The organism is Vibrio sp. SG41-7 (genome assembly GCF_014164465.1).
GTDB lineage: Bacteria > Pseudomonadota > Gammaproteobacteria > Enterobacterales > Vibrionaceae > Vibrio > Vibrio splendidus.
The window spans coordinates 75,887-97,011 of sequence record NZ_JACJFF010000004.1 but is presented as its reverse complement, the minus strand read 5'-3'; the positions used below and the strand labels follow the sequence as shown (position 1 = coordinate 97,011).

The window sequence follows — 21,125 nt, the reverse complement described above, 5'->3', positions numbered from 1 at the left end:
GCCGCAGCGACAGCATCTTTCTTAGCATCGCCAGAACTTTTAACCGGTACTTCACTTTCGGTTTGAGTAGCTGATTCTGCTTGTTGAGCTTTCTTGGCTTTAGCACGAGCAATAGCCGCAGCGACGGCGTCTTTCTTGGCATCGCCAGAGCTTTTAGCTGGAGCTTCACTTTCGGTTTGAGCAGCTGATTCTGCTTGTTGTGCTTTCTTCGCTTTAGCGCGAGCGATAGCTGCAGCAACAGCATCTTTCTTAGCGTCGCCAGTACTTTCAGCTGGAGCTTCAGACGCTGATTCCGCTTGTTGAGCTTTCTTTGCTTTAGCGCGAGCAATAGCCGCAGCGACAGCATCTTTCTTAGTATCGCCAGAGTTCTCTGCTGGATTATCCGTTGCAGCTTGTTGTGCCTTACGTTCTCTAGCTTGTCTCTTACGCTCTTCTCGTAACTTAGACATTTCAGAGTTATCAGGTCCGGCGTCGTTTGCTTTTTGAGCTGCAGCTTGTTTCGCTTTTGCCTTAGCAATCGCAGCGGCTACCGCAGGTTTCACTGCTGGTTCTGCATTAGGTGTTTGGTCTACTGTTGTTTTTTGAGCTTTAACGCGAGCAATCGCAGCTGCAATCGCATCATCACCATCGGCTGATTTCATATCTTTACGACGGTTGTCAGCAGCTTTCTTGAAGCGGTTTTCACGTTCTGCTTTGTCACGCTTCATACGAGCGTTTTTCTCTTCGAAACGAATCTTGGCGCGCTCTGCAGCTGTCGCTTCATCTTTTCTTGTTTTGATTTCGGCTTTCGCTTGGCGATAGTACTGAACAAGAGGGATTTCACTTGGGCAGACAAACGCACAAGCACCACATTCAATACAGTCTTTAATATTCAGCTCTTCACACTTATCCAACTCGTTGGCTTTCGCATGCCATTGCAGTTGTTGAGGAAGTAGAGATGCAGGACAAGCTTCAGCACATGCGCTGCAACGAATACATTCCATTTCGTAAGTGCTTGGTGAGATCTCACGACGCGTTGGCGCTAAAATACAGTTCGACGTTTTGGTGATTGGCACATTGGCATGCGGCAAGGTAAAGCCCATCATCGGGCCGCCCAAAATTAAACGCGGCAGTTTTTTATCTGCTTTGTAGCCAAACTCTTCAAGTAACTCATGTACTGGTGTGCCTAATAGCGCCCAAACGTTACGAGGTTGCTTAAAGGTTTTACCGGTTAAAGTCACCACGCGGTTAACCACGGGTTCGCCGTCAATTACCGCTCGCTTAATCGAGTAAAGAGAGCCGACGTTCTGAACCAAAACACCAATGTCTGCAGGAATGCCGCCAGCTGGAACCTCTTTGTTGGTGAGGATCTTGATAAGTTGCTTCTCACCACCAGAAGGGTATTTAGTTGGGATAACACGAATGACGATATCTTTGTCTTTTGCTGCAATCTCAAGTGCTTTTATCGCGTCTGGTTTGTTGTCTTCAATGCCGATAACCGTCAGCTTTGGTTGAAGAATGTGTTCAACCACTTCGATGCCTTTTAATACTTCGTCGGCATGTTCTTGAAGCAACTTGTCATCAGAGGTGATGTAAGGTTCACATTCCGCAGCATTGACGATCAAAATGTCGGTACGACCTAAGCCGGATTGAAGCTTCTTAGCCGTAGGGAAGCCTGCGCCGCCCATGCCTGAAATGCCAGCTTGGCGAATCACATCAAGCAGTTCGTCATAAGTCTTTGTCGAAAAATCTTCAACTGGATTTTTTTCAATCCAAGAGTCTAGGCCATCAGGTTTAATCACCACGCACACATCACTCAAGCCTGAAGGGTGAGCGGTGGTTCGTGGTTCAATAGCGGTAATCACACCCGATGTTGGTGCATGTACTGGCAAAGTGAAACCAGTCTCTAAGGCCGTCAGTTGTTGACCTTTTAGTACGGCATCACCGACAGCAACCAACAAGTTACCGGGCTTACCGATGTGCTGTTTCACCGGAAGAACGATTTCTTCAGGAAGCCTTGCATGCACGATATCAGTAGTATTCGACTGTTTCTTGTTTTCAGCAGGGTGCACACCGCCTGGGAAGTTCCAAATAGAGCCCGTGCGAATTTGTTCAATTAAAGAGATCATACTAACCCTATGCTTTAGGCTCTGACGCGGTCGCATCAGTTGCTTGGTTAGTGATATCAGTAACAGGAATGATGTTCATCTGCCATTTCCAATTTTCAGTCGTTGTTGCCACTGGAATCATTTCGATACAGTCAGTAGGGCACGGTGCGACACATAGATCACAACCTGTACATTCATCTTTGATTACTGTGTGCAGTGCCTTGGTACCACCAACAATGGCGTCAACAGGGCAGGCTTGAATGCATTTGGTACAGCCGATACACATATCTTCATGAATGAAGGCAACGGTTTTTACTTTGTTATCTAAGTCATGAGCGGAGTCTTCAACTTCTACGCCCATTAAATCTGCTAGCTTCTCAATGGTTGCTTGGCCGCCCGGAGGACATTTGTTGATCTTATCTCCGTTAGCGATCGCCTCTGCGTATGGGCGACAGCCAGGGTAGCCACACTGACCACATTGAGTTTGCGGTAAAATGGTGTCGATTTGATCAACGATAGGATCGGCTTCCACTTTAAAGCGGATAGAAGCAAAGCCCAAAATAGCGCCAAAAACAGCGGCTAAAACGGCTAGCGCAATGATCGCAATTAAAATGGTACTCATGCTTATTTCACCAACCCAGTAAAGCCCATAAATGCCAGAGACATTAGGCCAGCTGTGATCATCGCAATCGATGCGCCTTTGAAGGGCATTGGAACATCAGCAACCGCAATACGCTCACGCATTGCAGCAAATAGGATCAATACAAGCGAGAAACCAACCGCAGCACCGAAACCATAGATGATTGACTGAATGAAGTTGTGGTTTTCATTGATGTTCAGAAGTGCAACACCTAATACCGCACAGTTGGTGGTGATAAGCGGCAGAAAGATCCCCAATAGGCGATATAGTGTTGGGCTGGTTTTGTGAACGACCATTTCCGTAAATTGAACAACCACCGCGATAACCAAGATAAAGCTCATGGTACGCAGGTATTCAATACCCAGAGGGGTAAGGATGTAGGTTTCTACTAGGTATGCAGATACCGACGCTAACGTCAGAACGAAAGTCGTCGCGAGGCCCATGCCAATCGCAGTCTCCAGTTTCTTGGAGACTCCCATGAAAGGACATAGCCCTAAAAACTTCACTAGCACAAAGTTATTGACCAGCACTGTGCCAACCAACAACAAAAGGTATTCGGTCATAATGGATTAATTCTTGAGATTCCGATCCCGATATTATCCTGCTTTGCTCACCTAATAACAACCAAGGATCACTAGGGATTTAGACACTTGGTGAAAAAATCAACGGGTAACCGTTTGATTAAGATGGATCAGGTTAAGTATAGGTGGGTATTTGCGGGGAATGAAAAATAAGATTAACTCAATGATAACTCATCGAATCAATCCTATTTTCTTTGTTGTAAAAAGTATCGGGGAACCAAATTACTCTGCTTTTAAAAACCTGAGCTTTCTCAATTAATGTTTCGAACAGAGGCTCTGCGCACCAAAATTGGCATAAATAGCTTATGTTCCGGGTGCTCTTTTGGCTCGTCACTTGCGAGTTGCAGAGAGAGCTTAACCGCTTGGTTAGCCATGACTTGGATTGGATAACGAATGGTGGTCAATCGAGGGTAAATGAAGCGAGCAATGTGGCCGTCATCGAAACCAATAACTGACATATCTTCTGGAATACGAACGCCATTTTCTTGTAATAACGCCAAACAGCCTGCTGCCATGTAGTCGTTGTACGTGGCAATGGCAGTGATATCTGTGTTTTTTGCCATTAGGTTAACCATGGCTTGCTCACCGCCTAGTTCGTCAGGTTCACCATATTCGATGTACTCATCGTTCGATTCAATACCGTGATCTTTTAATGCATCCAAATAGCCGCCTAAGCGGTCGTGAGCATCTTCAATATCGTGACTCGAGCAGATGTAGCCAATGTGTTTGTGGCCGTTTTTAATCACATACTCAGTCGCGATGTAAGAGCCGCGGCGGTTGTCGAGAGCAATACAGCGGTTTTCGATATCGGGAACAATGCGATTGATCAGCACCAAGCCGGGCACTTCATTCGCTAGCTTAACCAATTCTTCGTCGCTAATGCCTTTGCTATGAACCACAAGTGATTCGCAGCGGCTGTTGATCAGCAAGTTAATCGCATTGCGCTCTTTGGTTGCGTCATGATACCCACTGCCAATCAGTAACTGTTTTTCTTGCTCACTTGCCACGGTATCAATAGCTTTGATCATCGAGCCGAAGAACGGGGCAGAAACATCATTAACCAGTACACCAATCGCGTTTGAAGATTTGCTGACCAATGCACGGGCGTTGGCATTTGGGCGATAACCGAGTTTTTCCATAGCGGCTTTTACCGCCGCAATTGCGGTTTCACTGGTGTGAGGTGCATTGTTGATTACTCGAGAGGTGGTCGCGATTGATACGCCTGCTTCCTTCGCAACATCTTTAATGGTAGCCATTCCGCTCTCTTATTCTGAATATAATGCTGTGTGCTGGTGGTTGGACATTTAACAACGGATAGTTAGCCAATTCAAATACTAAACATCAAATATGACGAGGTTTGATGGTTTATTTTTGGTTGGCTGATTAGTTTGAAAATAAAAAGCCAAGCTCTAGATTTGAGCTTGGCTTTTGAGTCATATTGGCGTGTGAGCTGTTGTCGCGTGAAGTAAGGTAATCACAGGTAACCCAAAGTAATAGGGAACCAAGTGGCTTTAGAGCAAACCACTTGGCCCGAATCTACTTACGATGCGCTTGTTAGCGTAACCTGATAACGATATTGATTGTCGGTGAGTTGAAACTCTTGGTGAACACTTGGACTCCAAGAATCATCACCACCAACGCCCATATGTTGGTTATCTACGCGTACATAGATTTTCTCTTCACGAGTCAGGTCATTGGTATGCTTAGCATCCGTTAATTGTTGCTGGCTGTACTGACTCACACTGAATGAAAAATCGCCTTCGATCCCGATATTTCCAACATTCAAGTTTTTGGTTCCGCAACGTAAACCGCTATCGGTTGGGAATATATACGGCGTGTGCATCTGATCCAGTGTCTGACTGTGTAAACCGAATCGAGCAGCAGCCAAACGGTCTGGATAGTTTTCAAAAGGACCTAATCCCTGCCACGAAACCGGAGTTTCATTGGCTGTTTCGATGGGTAAAGGCAGCTCCATTTCAAGGCCAATGCGCGGCATCGGTGGTAAGTGATCGGCTAAAGTGACATCAACCGCGATATTCATTTCACCTAAGTTATTTAAGGTGTATTGCCATTTTGTAATCGCTTGGATTTGGCCATTAAATTGGTAGGCGAATACTGACGTCACTTGTACTGAGTCTGCGAGTGCTTGCACGACACAACTTGTACACTGACGCTCCCATTGACCAATGCCTGCAAGTTCCCAGCGACAAGCCCATGCATTTGGGTCGATGTTGTCTATCTCACTAATACCAATATCGTTATCAAGTGGCGCGCGATAGAAGTTATCGACAAGTGCCTTGATAACTTGCGGTTGCCCATCAACGATCCAGTGGGTCAACAATCCACTCTCTGTATCCCATTGCCATTGATGTGTTTCATCTAGGCTAGACACGACGACTTTAGTGTCTTGCTGATTTAACTGGGGAGCCAAAGCATTTGCCGTGCTAGGGAGTTGCAAGCCAGCATGGTTACGTAAAGCAAATTGCTCTGTTGCACAAACATGGCCTTCTTCTGCCCACTTGGTTGAATGAGTCAGAGTAATATCGGTGTTGAGATGATATTCGGCTTGTGCTTTTGGTGTGAAAGCGAGGTCAATTACCAGCTCTTGTTTACTATCTTCAGCAACGGATAAGACTTGTTGCCCCGATTGAATCACGACGCCATTTTCGAGTAATTGCCAGCGTAAGATTTCATTGTCAGTCGCTCGGAACAGGTTTTCATTGGTTACCGTTAGGCGGCATTGATCTTCAGTTTGCTCTGCTAACGTCACATTGATCATTCTCTGGCAGTATTTCGCCTCTTCCAAGGTCGGGTGTACGCTGCGATCTGGGAATATCAACCCGTTGATACAGAACTGACGGTCGTTGATTATGTCGCCAAAATCTCCACCGTAGGCCCAGAAGTGTTCACCGTTTTCATCCCACTGACTTAATCCTTGGTCAACCCAATCCCAGATGAAACCGCCTTGTAGGCGAGGGTATTCTCGGAATGCATCCCAGTAATCATTAAAGCTACCTAAACTGTTGCCCATTGCGTGTGCGTATTCACAAAGAATAAGCGGGCGTTGCTCGTTAGGCAGAGAAACCCATTTCTTGATAGACCATTTTGGAACAGCATCGTCTTCGATTGTGCTGTTAACGCGTGCGTACATTGGCGCAATGATATCGGTAGCTGTGGTATTTGAACCTCCGCCTTCATATTGTACCGGGCGAGAAGGGTCGTACTGTTTCGACCAAGCATACATCGCATTGTGGCTGCTGCCGTGCCCCGACTCGTTACCCAAAGACCAAATGATGATAGAAGGATGGTTCTTATCACGCATGACCATTTGAGTGTAACGACTCATATAAGCGTGTGCCCATTGCGGATCCGCAGACAAGCGATTCATAGGCTGCATGCCATGGGTCTCGATGTTTGCTTCATCACACACATACAAACCATATTCATCACATAGCTCGTACCATCGTGGATGATTTGGGTAGTGAGCGGTGCGCACAGCATTGAAGTTGTACTGCTTCATTAGACAGATATCGCGGATCATGTCTTCTTCTGTCATCACATGCCCCAACTCTGGGTGATGCTCATGACGGTTGACGCCGCGAATCAATAGCGGTTTGCCGTTTAGCTTTAGCTGACCGTCTGTCATTTCGACTTTACGGAATCCAACTTGATAAGCTTCACTTTCTATGTGGTTACCTTGCCTATCAAGCAATGACACGACAATTCGGTAAAGGTTAGGAACTTCTGCGCTCCATTTCTTCGGATCTCGAACATGAAGAGTTTGGAATACCACATCGTCATAGGTGCCACGCTCGTCAATTCGTCGATTATGAGGGCGATCGATATGCGGCTCAGTCACTGCGTTTTCACCGTCAAACAGTTGAACCTGAACTTGGTAAGTGTCTGGTGCCGTAATTTTGGTGACAATAGACAGTGAACCATCGCGATAGCATGCGTCTAAATCAGGCGTAACGAACACATCTTCAATGCACTGCTTTGGTTTGGCTAGTAAGGTCACATCACGGAAAATACCGCTTAGCCACCACATATCTTGGTCTTCTAAATAGCTACCATCACACCAACGTATCACCATAACAGACAGCGTATTATCGCCAACAGTTAGGTACTGAGTTAAGTCGAACTCGGCAGGTAAGCGGCTATCTTGGCTGTACCCAACCCAATTGCCATTACACCAAAGATGAAAAGCGGAATTGACGCCATCAAAGATAATACGTTGGGTGTTCTTTAGGTCATTTTTAGTCAACGTAATTTGAGTGCGGTAACAACCGGTTGGGTTTTCTGCCGGTACAAACGGTGGGTTCACTTCAAATGGGTATTTTACGTTGGCGTAGATAGGTTTATCGTAGCCTTGCATTTGCCAGTTTGATGGTACGGTAATCTCGTCCCATTGTGAGTCATTGAAACTTGTTTCGATAAATTCACCGTCAACTTGTTCAGGTGCATCAAAGTATTTGAACTTCCATTGTCCATTAAGAGATTTACGTTGTGACTCAATGCCGTCTCGAGCGTGCTTAAGGTTGCGGTAGCTTGATAATGGGCTGTGCGCATTAAGGCAGTGGATATTCACAGACTGTGGGTTTTCCCAATCGCGTCTTTGGATGATGTTTGAAAATGCCTTCATGGTATTCCTACTCTTAAAGTGTTCAATATTGGTAATAATTCTATTAAGTCATCGGTCTTTTAAGCCGTGATGACCGTTATCAAATCGTTGGTTTTGCGTATTGTTCTGCGTATTGTTCTGTTGGCTTATTGAGCTATTGAGCTATTCAGCGAGCTGTTTTAATAAATAATCTTTTGCTTCGGGCATGCCCTGTGCGGCCGCTTGATTAGCAATAAATGCAGCTTGTTTGATGTCATTGTTGTTTAGGGCTTGGTCTATGTCCTTTTGGATATTCAGCCATTGCGCCTTTTGATTGGTTTCAACTGTCTGAGTTGATGGTTGAGAAACTTGCGTTGAACCTAAGGTTTCGGGTTCATTGTTGGATGAAACGCCAAGCTCAGCCAATAGGGTCAAAACCGCACTGTTTGTTGATTTGCTCGCCGTAACATCAATGATACCTACGCTGCTCAACGTCGCAGTCAACGGCAGTTGCTTATTGCCAATAATCTGCTGAGATTCTGAATACAGATCTTCAGGATGAATTCGATTGATGGCGCTATCTAACTTAGTGCTATCGGCGCTGACCACAATAAATTGCGCGTTGTCTCGTTGAGGTTCGAGTGCAATTGATGCTTCAATTCTTTCTAACCCTTGCATCGCTGTCGGGTAGTAAGTGAAGTCGTTAGTGCTGTATTGACCAAGCAGTCGCCATCGTTTGTCGAAGACATAAATAGACGGAGCGAAAAGCGCATCATTTTTAATGTATGAACGAATGAGTAAGGACAGCGATTCTGTCTTGTCACGGATTTTGTACGCGATGGTCGGAAAGCGTTGGCTATCCGCTTGTGTATTGTAATTTAACAATGAAGAGGAAAGGGTCGGTAAATGACCGTCCATAATCACTTGTTGGTGGAATGGAACAGACAATTGTGTCATTGGCAGCGCACTTAGCTGAGAACAGCATGAACTGTCATTGAAATCAGTCTTAAGTTCCTTTTCAGGTATTCCGCTGCATGCGCTAACGGTGAGTGCCGCGACAATGGTCATCAATGATCTTAATTTCATCTGATTGCTACCTTAGTAAAGGGGAAAACATCGGCTTTCCCCGTTAAATTGCTATTCCAGTGTTGAGCGTCAATTCGTTGATTGAACAGACGCTCGGGTGTGGTGGTTTACCACCAAGTTTCTACGTTGAAACCAAAGGTAATCTCGTCAACAGTTTCGGCGTTGATGCTTGTTGCCGTACCATAAACCTCATTACCACGATCCCACTCGTTATTAGATTCAGAGTAAGTTGCAAAGATACGGATAGATGGGCGAGCCCATACGCCTTTGCCAGCTTGGAACATTTGAGCAACAGTCACTTTGTACATATCATTGGTGCCTGAGCCGTTTTGTGCTTCTACCGTTTCGTAACCGACTTCAAGTGCTGTCGATATATAATCTGTCCAAGCATATTGAGGACGAGCACCGACACTGAACCATTTCTCACCATCGTTGTTATCTAGGTTGTTATCTTGATAAGCGATGGAGTACATGACTTGAACATCTTCACTGATATTTAAGTCACCGTGGTTAAATAGACGCCAGCTGTAGCCATCATGTTCGACGCCAGTGCTGTACTTTTTGTCTGAACCACCTTCAGCACTCATTAATCCGCCAGCTAAGGCATCAGTACCGTATTGGAAGGCCAAGGTGTTTGAGCCGTAGTTCCAAGCTTGACGGTAAAGAGCAGAGAACATTGCGCCAGAAGTAGTAATGTCTTTATCGTCGTAGCTCGAGTTTTGCGTGGTCACGTAGTTCAAACCAAGAGTAAGATCCGCTGTGCCACTCAATTCAATACCGCTTAAGCGAGCATCAATATTGTGAAGACTACGCCCATCTTCACTTGAAGAATTTGGCGCCATCCAGGCCAAATGTGCATCCGCAAACCCTAGATCCCAATCTTCAATACCTAAACCCGTACTGGATGTGTCCCAGTACTTCACGTCAATCATGTGGACTTCATGGCGTCGGTAGAAACGTTCTCCGGCCCATACTTTCGCGTTAGGTTGTCCATCTATAAGGCCATGGCCTGCTGACCAAAGCTGAATCGTACTTACGTCTCCCCAGCTATCACCGCTGCCTAGATAAATCGTGGTATCAAAATAAGCGTCATTGTCACGCTATACATCGGCTTTCACACCCGCTTCCCACCAATTCAGTTCATTACCTAAACGGTAGTTACCGTAACCTTGACCAGCTCGAATAACGTCGTTGCGCTCTCCTTTGCCATCGTTATGTTGGTCATTGTCGGTGTAGATGTTGCCCCATTTTGCATAACCAAAATACGTCACGTTTTCCACTGCAGCGAAGCTGATTAATGGGGTGAGGGCCAGAGTGAATCCTAATGCTTTAACTAGCATTTTTTGTTTCATGAAGTGTCTCCATTATTTTTTATTTATGGATATTTTTATGTTTGAGTCCTAACTCTAGCGAGAGTGTAAATAAACAATGGAAACGTTTTCATGATGAGGTTGGCATTTTTACGCTATTGATGGGTTTGTGATTGTTTTGTGTGATTTTGATCTGGTTATTGAGCTTGTATTGGCGGTTTTATAGAGATTTCTGTGGGTTTTTAATGGAATCGTTTTCTATTTCAGAGGTGTTGAGGGGGTTGATCGTGCGCTAGAGCTGAAGTCGCTCGTTGTGTTCGAACATAGGTAACAGTGATGTAAGGCTAGAGTTAGCAAGGGGTTGGGGCTGTTTTTGAGGGGAAAAGAAGCCCAGTCAATGATAACTGGGCATGTGAGACAAGGAAGCAAGTATCAAATTCAATGTCGAAGCTAGGCTACAAGCATTGTGTTCTATACCGTCAAGCTGGAATGTAAAAGTTAGGACCCAGGGAGACACTTCATAGTTGTACTCTAAAGGTTAAGAATACGAGTGTGGTGTGGTGAGTTCAAGAGGAAATGTGTTTGAGCCAATTTTCAAATAATAGATTAATTATAACGTGATGAATTTTAAGTGTTTAATTGTTTTTAAACTCTTGTTTATTTTAACGTTATAGCGCTTTATTTAATGTGGAATATCCCTACTCTTTGGGATTAGGAGCATATGCGTTGAGATGGTGACCAGCATAAATCTTTGAATTATGGAGCATTATTTGAATCTATTAATCTTAAAATATTTAATGGAAACGTTTTCATGATTTTGGGTTTGATCACAGAAACTCTCAGCTCAATAATTATGATACGGGGTAATTAAACGCGTTAAGGTTAAATAAAATGACGAATAAATCCCTAATAGAAATTTCGGGTAAAGACTCGCAACTGATCGTTGAACTTGGTGATTTCGCCGAAATTCTGCATTGGGGAGTTCCAGTTCGTGGCGATCTAGCGAACTTTCGTGTTTCTCTTCAAAGACCAGTTCCTTACGGTCGCCTTGATGATGATGTCGCTATGTCACTGAGCCCTGAACTCGGGCGCGGTGTTTTCAGCAGTCCGGCATTAGAAGGACACCGAGATGGGTTGGACTGGGCGCCTGTTTTCTCTATTACGGATATTCAACAAACACCATCTAGCTTAATCATTGAGAGTGAAGATGTGCGTGCAGGCTTACGTTTAACAACCGAGTTATGCCTTGATAAACATGATGTTGTGAAATCTCGTCACACCTTAACCAACGTTAAAGCCGGCCTTTATCAGGTGAGTCGTCTCGCCAATACTTTACCATTACCAGCAAGAGCTAAGGAGTTGATGACGTACTACGGCCGCTGGGTACATGAGTTCCAAACGGTGCGTCAACCCTTACAGCAGGGGGGCTATCAACAAGAAAATCGTCGCGGACGAACGTCTCACGAACATTATCCAGCGATGGTTGTCGGTACGGCTAATTTCAATGAAATGGCAGGTGATGTGTGGGGGATTCACTTCGCTTGGAGTGGTAACCATAGATTGCGCGCGGATGTAAAAGCAGACGGTCGTCGCTACGTGCAAGCGGAAGTTATTTATCTACCGGGCGAGATTGCATTGGATGAAGGTGAAAGCTTAACGACACCTTGGTTATATGCAAGTTTCAGTTCGGAAGGACTAAATGGAATGAGCCACCAGTTCCACTCACATGTGCGTGGATCCATCTTGCCGGAGTCTTTCGCACAAAAGCCTCGACCTATCCATCTTAATACATGGGAAGGCATCTATTTTGACCATGATCCTGATTATATTATGTCGATGGCTAGCCAAGCCGCGGATATGGGAGTAGAGCGCTTTATCATTGATGATGGTTGGTTTAAAGGGCGCTGCGGTGACAAGGCAGCACTAGGGGATTGGTTCTTAGATGAAGAAAAGTATCCAAATGGTTTAGAGCCGATAGTTGAACACGTTAATCAGTTGGGTATGGAGTTTGGATTGTGGTTCGAACCTGAGATGATCAATAAGGATTCTGACTTATACCGAGCTCACCCAGAATGGTTGCTCGCCGTAGATGGCTATGAACAACCAACGGGTCGCAATCAATATGTTATCGATCTTCAGAATCAACAAGCATTCGACTTTCTGTTTGAGCGTCTTGATCACTTCTTAAGTAAGTACAACATTGCTTACATTAAGTGGGATATGAACCGAGAAGTTGTACAACCTGCGCATCTAGGCAGGGCTGCGGCCCATCAACAAACCGCTCGTTATTATGAGTTGGTCGATAAAGTCCGAGAGAAGCACCCTATGGTTGATATTGAATCTTGTGCGGCTGGCGGTGGTCGTATCGATTTTGAGGTTCTTAAGCGTACGCAACGTTTTTGGGCTTCAGATAATAACGATGCCTTAGAAAGACAAACTATTCAGCGCGGGATGAGTTACTTCTTCCCCCCTGAGGTAATGGGAAGTCATATTGGCGCGAGCCACTGCCACAGCACTCGTCGCCGTCATAGTATTGAGTTTCGTGGCCTAACAGCGCTGTTTGGTCATATGGGGATTGAATTAGACCCTGTAAAAGAAGTTCAAGAAGAGAAGCAGGGCTTTGAATACTACATTAAGCTACATAAGATGCTGCGTCCGTTACTGCATAGCGGGAGAACTTGGCGAGTTCCAACGGACGATAGCGCCCATCAAATCCATGCGGTCGTCTCCGAAGATGTGTCAGAAGCTGTGGTGATGATTGCACAGCTGGCGATGCCAACCAATTCGTTGAGTGGTCATTTGCGTATACCTGGGTTAGATCCACAAAGCCTATACAAGGTCTCTGTGATTGATAAACCTTCAAACTACGATGATATTGTGAATTATCAACCGCCATGGACAGAATCTGGCTGTGAATTATCAGGTGCTTGGTGCGCCGAGGTGGGGCTGACGATGCCGATACTCGATACAGAAACAGCGATGCTGATTAAGTTTGAACGTATCGAGTAAGTTTTAGCATAGGCCTTATATTTGACGAACCGCGTAGGTGAAATTACGCGGTTTTTTATTGCCTTTAATAAGCCGTCATGAACTGTCTAATAGGTTTGATGTGCCCTTATAGATTGGAGTTCTGTATGTATTCCCACCGTGATACTGCATTTATGTAATCGTTCTCATGCGTTACTTCACACTACGAACTGTTTTGAGCACTTTAATTAGCGATATTCTCTATCAATTCGAGTGTTTTATTGTTCGATCTCTCACTTTAGATATTTGACTGAAAACGTTTCCATTGAGTGGTTGTTGATCACAGTATCTGTTCGTTGGAATGGTTACATTAGCGTCGGACTTGATACTTGAGTGTTTTAAGAAGCGACCACAGAGTGGCTCTAAAACAGAACTTGAGTGGATAAATTATTATAAATAAAAGGTAAGCGTTTCAACGTCTGTTAGGAGATGAAGTTACGCGCCTGAAGGAAATACTATGTCTGATCAAATTACTCTACAAACCAAATTATCGTATGGACTTGGGGCTTTAGGTAAAGACTTTGCCTGTGCTCCGATCTACATCTTTTTAATGTTTTACTTCACTGATGTTGCTGGGCTGTCAGCGGCATTTGTGGGTACTATCTTTTTGGCCGCGCGCATTGTCGACGCGGTGACCGACCCAATGATGGGCGTTATCGTTGATAACACGCGCTCTAAGTTTGGTAAATTCCGTCCATGGATAGTGATTGGAACCCTGTTAAATGCTGTAGTGCTTGTTGGCCTTTTTAGTACGCATATGTTTGAAGGCACTACGTTATACATTTATGCAGCGGCTGCTTATATTCTGTGGGGCCTTACGTACACTATTATGGATATTCCATACTGGTCTTTGATTCCTGCACTATCGAGCTCTCGTCAAGAACGTGAAAAGCTGGTTGTTTGGCCACGATTGTTTGCTAGCTTGGCTTGGTTTATTACGGGTACTTACGGGCTACATATTGTCGGTAAACTGGGTGATGGTGACCAAGGACAAGGTTTCTTCAACGTTGCTATGTTGATTGCTGTTTTGTTCGTGATGAGTGCATTCTTGATTGCTCGCAACGTAAAAGAAAAATCTGCACCAGCAAATGCTAAACCAGCTGAGCGTTTCAGCTTTAAAGATGTACTGGTTATCATCGGTAAGAATGACCAACTAAAAGCACTGATTGGTACCGTATTGTCGTTCCAAATAGCAAACTTGCTGGTTGGTGGTTTTGCGATTTACTACTTCTCTTACGCTTTAGGCAACGCTGACTTGTTCCCCGTTTATATGATGGTGGCAGGTATCGCTGAAGTTGCAGGCGTATTCTTGTTCCCTCGCATTGCGTCAGTGTTACCACGCAAGCACCTATGGGTTATGGCTTGTGGCTTCCCAGTGCTGTCTTGTATTACTCTACTTATCATGGGCTTTATCGCTCCGGGTAACGCGATTCTAATCGGTATTGCAGGTGCAGCAATCAAGTTTGGTGTGGGTATCGCTAACGCACTGCAAACCGTAATGCTCGCCGATGTTGTTGATTACGGTGAACACAAAACAGGTCGTCGCAGTGAGAGTGTTATCTTCTCTGTTCAAACAATGCTTGTTAAGTTTGCAGGCGCGGCTGGTGGTTTTATTGTTGGTATGGGCTTGTCTGTTGTGGGTTATGTACCAAACGTGGAACAGTCTGACAGCACTATCATGGGGCTGCAGTTTATGATGGTAGGTTTACCCGCGATTCTAATGACGGTAAGTGCTCTTGTTTATAAGCGTTACTACCACCTGCACGAAGGGTTTGATAAAGACCAAGCAAACAAAGAGACTCCAGTGAATGTTGTTACTGCAGAAGCGTAACCGCTAAAACGACGTCTAATCTAGAATAACGCTCAGTTTAGTCACTAAGCCCAAACGCCTCTTTGTGAGGCGTTTTTTTATGGATGTTAGTTAATCAAAGCTGTGCCTGTAGAGCTTTTGTTTCGACTAAAACGCAAAAAGCCGCATCGAGTGATGCGGCTTCTTTAAATCTGGCTCCCCTTGCAAGACTTGAACTTGCGACATACGGATTAACAGTCCGCCGTTCTACCAACTGAACTAAAGGGGAATTGCTTGTTAGCGACGCGAATTCTAATAATAGTCCGAATTTCTGTCAATAAAAAATAGCAGAAAAAAATAATATAAAAAACTTTACTTTCTTGGACGCCTTACCGGATTTAGCCTTTCTTTAGTTATCCACCAAAATTGTGGATAAGTGTGTGCGTGAAACTTTAACAACAATAATTGGGATAAATCTGAGAAACTAAAAATCTGAGGTAAGGTAATGTATTTAAAAGATTTGTATCAAAATATCACTATTGTATAACTTTTGACGATTATAAAATATACAGTAAAACAAGTGCTATTTTTAGATTTTTTGGGGAAAAGTAGTGGATTAAAAATTGAGTGATTTAGCTGAAGAGATCTTGCAAGGGCACGGATAATACCAAGTTCTAAAAGTAAAAGCTATCACTGATATCTAATCTTAAGAAGCATTTCTCTAGATAATAGTTGCAACGACATAGCTCCTAGAGTGACAATGACCTGATTAAATACACAGTATGGAAATGGCGACCTATGAGTAAACTCTTTGACTTGGTATCGGACTATAGCCCGTCCGGTGACCAGCCGACAGCGATAACCAGATTACTAGATGGATTAGATTCTGGTTTGGCACATCAAACTCTATTAGGGGTAACGGGCTCTGGTAAAACCTTTACTCTTGCCAACGTCATTTCTCAATCTCAAAGACCAGCAATCTTGTTAGCGCCTAACAAAACGTTGGCAGCTCAACTTTATGGCGAGATGAAATCTTTCTTTCCGAATAACTCCGTTGAGTACTTTGTTTCTTACTACGATTATTACCAGCCGGAAGCCTACGTTCCAACCACGGATACCTTTATCGAGAAAGATGCGTCGATAAATGCTCATATTGAGCAAATGAGACTTTCAGCTACCAAAGCTTTGTTAGAAAGAAAAGATGCCATTATTGTTGCGTCTGTATCGGCTATCTACGGTCTTGGTGATCCTAAGTCTTATTTGAAGATGATGCTGCACTTGAGTCGTGGTGAGGTGATGGATCAGCGAGACATCCTACGCCGCTTGGCTGAGCTGCAATATTCAAGAAACGATGTCGCATTTGAACGTGGTCAGTTCCGTGTTCGTGGTGAGGTGATTGATATCTTCCCAGCAGAATCTGACCAAGATGCGGTTCGAATTGAAATGTTCGATGACGAAGTGGACTGCATTAGTATTTTTGATCCTCTGACTGGTGCGGTGAAACAAAGAGACTTACCGCGTTTTACAGTTTATCCAAAAACTCACTATGTAACCCCAAGAGAGAAGATCCTTGAGGCGATTGAGAAGATTAAGGATGAGTTGCGCGATAGGGCTCAATATTTAAAAGACAACAACAAGCTTCTCGAAGAACAGCGTATTTCTCAAAGAACTCAGTTTGATATCGAGATGATGACGGAGTTGGGTTTCTGTTCCGGTATCGAAAACTATTCACGATACTTGAGCGGCCGTGCAGAAGGAGAAGCGCCTCCAACCTTATTTGATTACCTGCCTGATGATGGTTTGCTGATCATCGATGAGTCACACGTAACTGTGCCGCAAATTGGCGCCATGTATAAAGGTGACCGCTCTCGTAAAGAGACTTTGGTTGAGTTTGGCTTTAGGTTGCCTTCTGCGTTGGATAACCGTCCGATGAAATTTGAAGAGTTCGAATCGATCGCGCCACAAACCATTTTTGTGTCGGCCACGCCGGGTAATTATGAGATTGAGAAATCAGATGGTGAGATTGCTGATCAAGTGGTGCGTCCTACTGGCTTACTTGACCCGATCATAGAAGTACGTCCGGTTTTGACTCAGGTTGATGACTTGCTGTCTGAAATCAGAATCCGTTCAGTGAAAGAAGAGCGCGTATTGGTCACTACGTTGACTAAACGAATGGCAGAAGACTTAACCGAATACCTTAGTGAGCATGGTGTTAAGGTTCGTTACTTGCACTCAGATATCGATACCGTTGAGCGTGTAGAGATCATTCGAGACCTACGTTTGGGCGAGTTCGACGTGTTAGTGGGCATTAACTTACTTCGAGAAGGTCTGGATATGCCGGAAGTATCGCTGGTGGCGATTCTTGATGCTGATAAAGAGGGTTTCTTACGTTCTGAGCGTTCTCTGATTCAAACCATTGGTCGTGCAGCTCGTAACTTGGAAGGTCGAGCAATTTTGTATGGTGATTCAATCACCAAGTCGATGAGAAAAGCGATTGATGAAACCGATCGTCGTCGTGAGAAGCAGCAAGCCTACAATGAAGAGCAAGGCATCACGCCGCAAGCGTTGAAACGTAATATCAAAGACATTATGGAGCTAGGTGATCTAACCAAGTCGAAGCAGCAGCGCCAATCGAAGCAAGTTCCTCTATCTAAGGTTGCAGAGCCTTCTGAAAGTTATGCTGTACTTACACCGCAACAGCTTGATAAAGAGATCAGCAAGCTAGAAGCTGCGATGTATCAGCATGCTCAGAACCTAGAATTTGAATTGGCAGCACAGAAGCGTGATGAAATTGAGCAGCTAAGAAAGCAGTTTATTACCAACAGCTAATCTCACTTTTCATTCGAAGAATTGTTCCCCTCAATACAAGAATTGAGAGTGTTTCAGGCAAAAAAACAGCCAGTAGTAAATGTTCTACTGGCTTACGTTTGTGAACACTCGGTCCACTAACAACGTCAGTTGGCTAGGTGACCCGAAGGTCATTTATACCGTTGCATCGTTCGTGCCAGATAGATAAAACATTGATTGTTTGAAGTAAGTAAAAAAACACACTACAAATATTGTGGCTAATTTGCATAATGCAAAGCGGAATGCGACTATAATAAGAAATGCAAATTATAAATGGCTAGGATATGCAATCAAAAACGCTAGATAACAAATCGAAGTATTTGTTGATGGTAGAGGATACCGCTTCGGTAGCAGCTTTATATCGCTCGTATCTTACACCGCTCGAAATTGATATCAATATTGTCGGCACTGGCCGCGATGCAATCGAGAGTTTGAATCATCGAATCCCAGACCTTATTTTATTAGATCTACGTCTGCCTGACATGACCGGTATGGACGTGCTATTTGCTGTAAAACAAAAATACCCTGAAGTTCCGGTTATCTTCATGACGGCTCACGGCTCTATCGATACCGCCGTAGAAGCTATGCGTCATGGCTCTCAAGATTTCCTTATCAAACCGTGTGAAGCCGACCGACTCCGTATTACGGTGAACAACGCGATCCGCAAAGCCACCAAACTTAAAAACAGCTCGGAACATCCGGGAAACCAAAACTATCAAGGTTTCATTGGCAGTAGCCAAACCATGCAGCAGGTTTACCGAACTATCGACTCTGCAGCATCGAGTAAGGCGAGCATTTTCATTACTGGTGAGAGTGGTACAGGTAAAGAGGTATGTGCAGAAGCCATTCATGCGGCGAGCAAGCGTGGCGATAAGCCTTTCATCGCAATCAACTGTGCGGCAATTCCTAAAGATCTGATTGAAAGTGAACTGTTTGGCCACGTTAAAGGTGCCTTTACCGGTGCTGCGACCGATCGCCAAGGTGCTGCTGAGCTTGCTGATGGTGGAACACTGTTCCTTGATGAACTGTGCGAAATGGACTTAGAGCTGCAAACTAAGCTGCTGCGCTTTATCCAAACCGGTACTTTCCAAAAAGTCGGCTCTTCGAAGATGAAGAGTGTCGATGTTCGTTTTGTGTGTGCGACCAACCGTGACCCTTGGAAAGAAGTACAAGAAGGTCGCTTTAGAGAAGATTTATACTATCGTTTATACGTGATTCCACTGCACTTGCCGCCATTGCGCGAGCGTGGTGAAGATGTCATCGAGATTGCGTATTCTCTGCTAGGCTATATGTCGGTCGAGGAGGGGAAGGCGTTTGTACGTTTTGCTCAGGAAGTACTTGATCGCTTTAATCAATATGAGTGGCCGGGTAACGTTCGTCAGCTACAAAACGTATTACGGAACGTGGTGGTATTGAATAACGGCAAAGAGATTACTCTCAACATGCTTCCACCACCATTGAACCAACCGATTGAAAACAGCTTGCGCTTGAAAGAGAAGCAGAACGAAGACATCACGGTAAAAGATATTTTCCCATTGTGGATCACTGAGAAGACGGCTATCGAACAGGCCATAAAAGCGTGTGACGGCAACATTCCCCGCGCGGCCGGTTTCTTAGATGTCAGTCCATCGACGATATACCGTAAGTTGCAAACGTGGAATGCGAAGCAGTAATCACCAAACAATAAGAAAATCATAATGACGAAAGTATTAAATCAGCAAAAAGTTGATGAGCTCGCTGGCGAAATAGGGCAAGAGAATGTGCCAGTTTTGCTGGAAATCTTCTTAGGTGAGTTGAAAGGCTACTACGAACATCTAGAGATAAATAAAGCGTCGGATACATCTAAGTACTTGGCTGATATAAGCCATGCACTTAAGAGCAGCGCAGCAAGTTTTGGTGCGGATTCTTTGTGTAGTTTTGCGATTAGCTTAGACGCAAAAGTGAAGCAAGCATTGCCTGTAACCGAGATTGATTTCCAAGATATGCAAGAGCTACTGTTATCAACGTACACTGAATATCAGCAGTTGATGACGGATCTCTAAAGCGGCTAGTTATTAAAGAGACTAAAAAAGGAGCATGATGCTCCTTTTTTGTTTTTACTGGTCTCTGTCGTTTAGCCTAAGCGACAAGCATTAAGCTAGTTGATCCCTAATCGCTTGTTGGAGTTTTAAACGGTCGTGTCGCCAATCTCGGTTAGGAGAGGCAAGATCAGTGGTCACACAATTCCATTGCCCTTCTAATTCAGGGTGTGGTTCATTGCCCAGTACAATGTCTATTTTTCTTGCCTTACAGGTACGTTCACACCACTCCAATTGTTCTTGAAGCGTCATTTTTCCTGCAGGGCCGTGCTCTGGCGAAAGGTTTTCAACGAAGATAACTTTTGCCTTGGTATTTTCCGCGATTGCTTTGCCAATTTCTGGCAGTAGCAGCGGGGGCATCACACTGGTTAAAAAGCTTCCTGGTCCAAGGACAATGCAGTCTGCTTGCTCAACTGCAGCAACAGCTTCTTTGGTTGCCGGTACTTCTGGAGATAAGTCCATCATGCGCAGCTTTTCTGTCATGTCATCAACGTTAGTTTCGCCAGTTACCCAACGACCGTCCATTGATAAAGCCGTGAGATCAGAAGGGTGCTCGGTCATTGGGACGATATTGACATCGACTTTGAGCATATTTCGAATTAGGTTAATTGCTTCCAATGGGCGAACGGAAAGGTTGTCTAACGCCGTTAGCATTAAGTTACCTAAGTTGTGACCATCGAGTTCACCTTGACCGCGAAAGCGATATTCAAACATCATCGAACTGATCGAAGGTTCTGTGATTAATTGGTTGATACAGTTACGAGTATCTCCCCAAGCAATACCACCTTGGCAGTCTCGAATTCTCCCGGTGGAACCACCATTATCTGTTGTTGCAACAATGCCAGTCGCATTGCTACCAAAGTCTTTTAATGCAGCTAGCATGCGACCTAAGCCATGGCCCCCACCGATTGCTACGACTTTCTTTGAAGAGTAAATATTCATTTTTTGTTCTTGTTAGATTATTACCAACTATAATTTAGGTTAAATGCTTCTCGTCAGATACTCAACAAGAGTTATTTTGAGGGTTTGATACGTTTTTTTTGCCGATGTGACCCGTTTTTTGTCATCAGAGCTAGATTC

Annotated in this window: 12 protein-coding genes, 1 tRNA gene and 1 pseudogene; 5 read left to right on the top strand and 9 right to left on the bottom strand. The window is 44.5% G+C overall.

Annotated features, from left to right (window positions below; translation table 11 throughout):
- The 7 genes and pseudogenes from rsxC to H5300_RS02005 all read right to left on the bottom strand — a co-directional run.
- The coding region (gene rsxC, locus H5300_RS02035; RefSeq protein WP_259397521.1) for an electron transport complex subunit RsxC at positions 1-2,108 on the bottom strand (2,108 nt) is incomplete at its 3' end.
- Positions 2,109-2,115: 7 nt separating this feature from the next.
- Entirely contained in the window at positions 2,116-2,709 is a 594-nt protein-coding gene (gene rsxB / locus H5300_RS02030) for an electron transport complex subunit RsxB (protein WP_004734040.1), read from the bottom strand.
- Positions 2,710-2,711: 2 nt separating this feature from the next.
- On the bottom strand, positions 2,712-3,290 hold the full coding sequence (gene rsxA, locus H5300_RS02025; protein WP_004734039.1) for an electron transport complex subunit RsxA: 579 nt from the start codon (positions 3,288-3,290) through the stop codon (positions 2,712-2,714).
- A gap of 269 nt (positions 3,291-3,559) precedes the next feature.
- Positions 3,560-4,564 (bottom strand): substrate-binding domain-containing protein, encoded by a 1,005-nt coding sequence (locus tag H5300_RS02020; RefSeq protein ID WP_182795312.1) that lies wholly within the window; start codon positions 4,562-4,564, stop codon positions 3,560-3,562.
- Between the two features lie 284 nt (positions 4,565-4,848).
- Complete coding sequence (locus tag H5300_RS02015; RefSeq protein WP_182795311.1) at positions 4,849-7,950, bottom strand: beta-galactosidase; 3,102 nt, start codon at positions 7,948-7,950, stop codon at positions 4,849-4,851.
- 141 nt (positions 7,951-8,091) lie between these two features.
- Positions 8,092-8,994: a MalM family protein gene (locus H5300_RS02010; RefSeq protein ID WP_182795310.1), complete on the bottom strand. Its 903-nt coding sequence runs from the start codon at positions 8,992-8,994 to the stop codon at positions 8,092-8,094.
- A 107-nt stretch (positions 8,995-9,101) separates the two neighbouring features.
- A pseudogene (locus H5300_RS02005) lies at positions 9,102-10,346 on the bottom strand (carbohydrate porin).
- Between the two features lie 849 nt (positions 10,347-11,195).
- Between H5300_RS02005 and H5300_RS02000 the strand changes: the two are divergent.
- Together H5300_RS02000 and melB are read left to right on the top strand one after the other, a co-directional pair.
- Positions 11,196-13,313 (top strand): alpha-galactosidase, encoded by a 2,118-nt coding sequence (locus tag H5300_RS02000; protein ID WP_182795309.1) that lies wholly within the window; start codon positions 11,196-11,198, stop codon positions 13,311-13,313.
- A gap of 475 nt (positions 13,314-13,788) precedes the next feature.
- Complete coding sequence (gene melB / locus H5300_RS01995; protein ID WP_182795308.1) at positions 13,789-15,162, top strand: melibiose:sodium transporter MelB; 1,374 nt, start codon at positions 13,789-13,791, stop codon at positions 15,160-15,162.
- 171 nt (positions 15,163-15,333) lie between these two features.
- On the opposite strand, the gene H5300_RS01990 is transcribed toward melB, so the two are convergent.
- Positions 15,334-15,409: transfer RNA gene (locus H5300_RS01990), tRNA-Asn, on the bottom strand.
- A gap of 509 nt (positions 15,410-15,918) precedes the next feature.
- Here H5300_RS01990 and uvrB point away from each other — a divergent pair.
- The 3 genes from uvrB to luxU all read left to right on the top strand — a co-directional run bounded on the left by uvrB (position 15,919) and on the right by luxU (position 20,009).
- Entirely contained in the window at positions 15,919-17,949 is a 2,031-nt protein-coding gene (uvrB, locus tag H5300_RS01985; RefSeq protein ID WP_182795307.1) for an excinuclease ABC subunit UvrB, read from the top strand.
- 302 nt (positions 17,950-18,251) lie between these two features.
- Complete coding sequence (gene luxO, locus H5300_RS01980; RefSeq protein WP_004734031.1) at positions 18,252-19,640, top strand: quorum-sensing sigma-54 dependent transcriptional regulator LuxO; 1,389 nt, start codon at positions 18,252-18,254, stop codon at positions 19,638-19,640.
- A gap of 24 nt (positions 19,641-19,664) precedes the next feature.
- Positions 19,665-20,009, top strand: a complete 345-nt coding sequence (gene luxU, locus H5300_RS01975) for a quorum-sensing phosphorelay protein LuxU (RefSeq protein WP_017063462.1) — start codon at positions 19,665-19,667, stop codon at positions 20,007-20,009.
- A 90-nt stretch (positions 20,010-20,099) separates the two neighbouring features.
- On the opposite strand, the gene H5300_RS01970 is transcribed toward luxU, so the two are convergent.
- Positions 20,100-20,987: a YvcK family protein gene (locus H5300_RS01970; RefSeq protein WP_017092489.1), complete on the bottom strand. Its 888-nt coding sequence runs from the start codon at positions 20,985-20,987 to the stop codon at positions 20,100-20,102.
- Between the last annotated feature and the right edge of the window lie 138 nt (positions 20,988-21,125).

Coding starts and splice junctions, on each gene's coding strand:
- uvrB (WP_182795307.1), top strand. CDS start 15,919: ATGAGTAAACTCTTTGACTTGGTATCGGACTATAGCCCGTCCGGTGAC.
- H5300_RS02020 (WP_182795312.1), bottom strand. CDS start 4,564: ATGGCTACCATTAAAGATGTTGCGAAGGAAGCAGGCGTATCAATCGCG.
- H5300_RS02015 (WP_182795311.1), bottom strand. CDS start 7,950: ATGAAGGCATTTTCAAACATCATCCAAAGACGCGATTGGGAAAACCCA.
- H5300_RS02000 (WP_182795309.1), top strand. CDS start 11,196: ATGACGAATAAATCCCTAATAGAAATTTCGGGTAAAGACTCGCAACTG.
- melB (WP_182795308.1), top strand. CDS start 13,789: ATGTCTGATCAAATTACTCTACAAACCAAATTATCGTATGGACTTGGG.
- H5300_RS01970 (WP_017092489.1), bottom strand. CDS start 20,987: ATGAATATTTACTCTTCAAAGAAAGTCGTAGCAATCGGTGGGGGCCAT.
- luxO (WP_004734031.1), top strand. CDS start 18,252: ATGCAATCAAAAACGCTAGATAACAAATCGAAGTATTTGTTGATGGTA.
- rsxA (WP_004734039.1), bottom strand. CDS start 3,290: ATGACCGAATACCTTTTGTTGTTGGTTGGCACAGTGCTGGTCAATAAC.
- H5300_RS02010 (WP_182795310.1), bottom strand. CDS start 8,994: ATGAAATTAAGATCATTGATGACCATTGTCGCGGCACTCACCGTTAGC.
- luxU (WP_017063462.1), top strand. CDS start 19,665: ATGACGAAAGTATTAAATCAGCAAAAAGTTGATGAGCTCGCTGGCGAA.
- rsxB (WP_004734040.1), bottom strand. CDS start 2,709: ATGAGTACCATTTTAATTGCGATCATTGCGCTAGCCGTTTTAGCCGCT.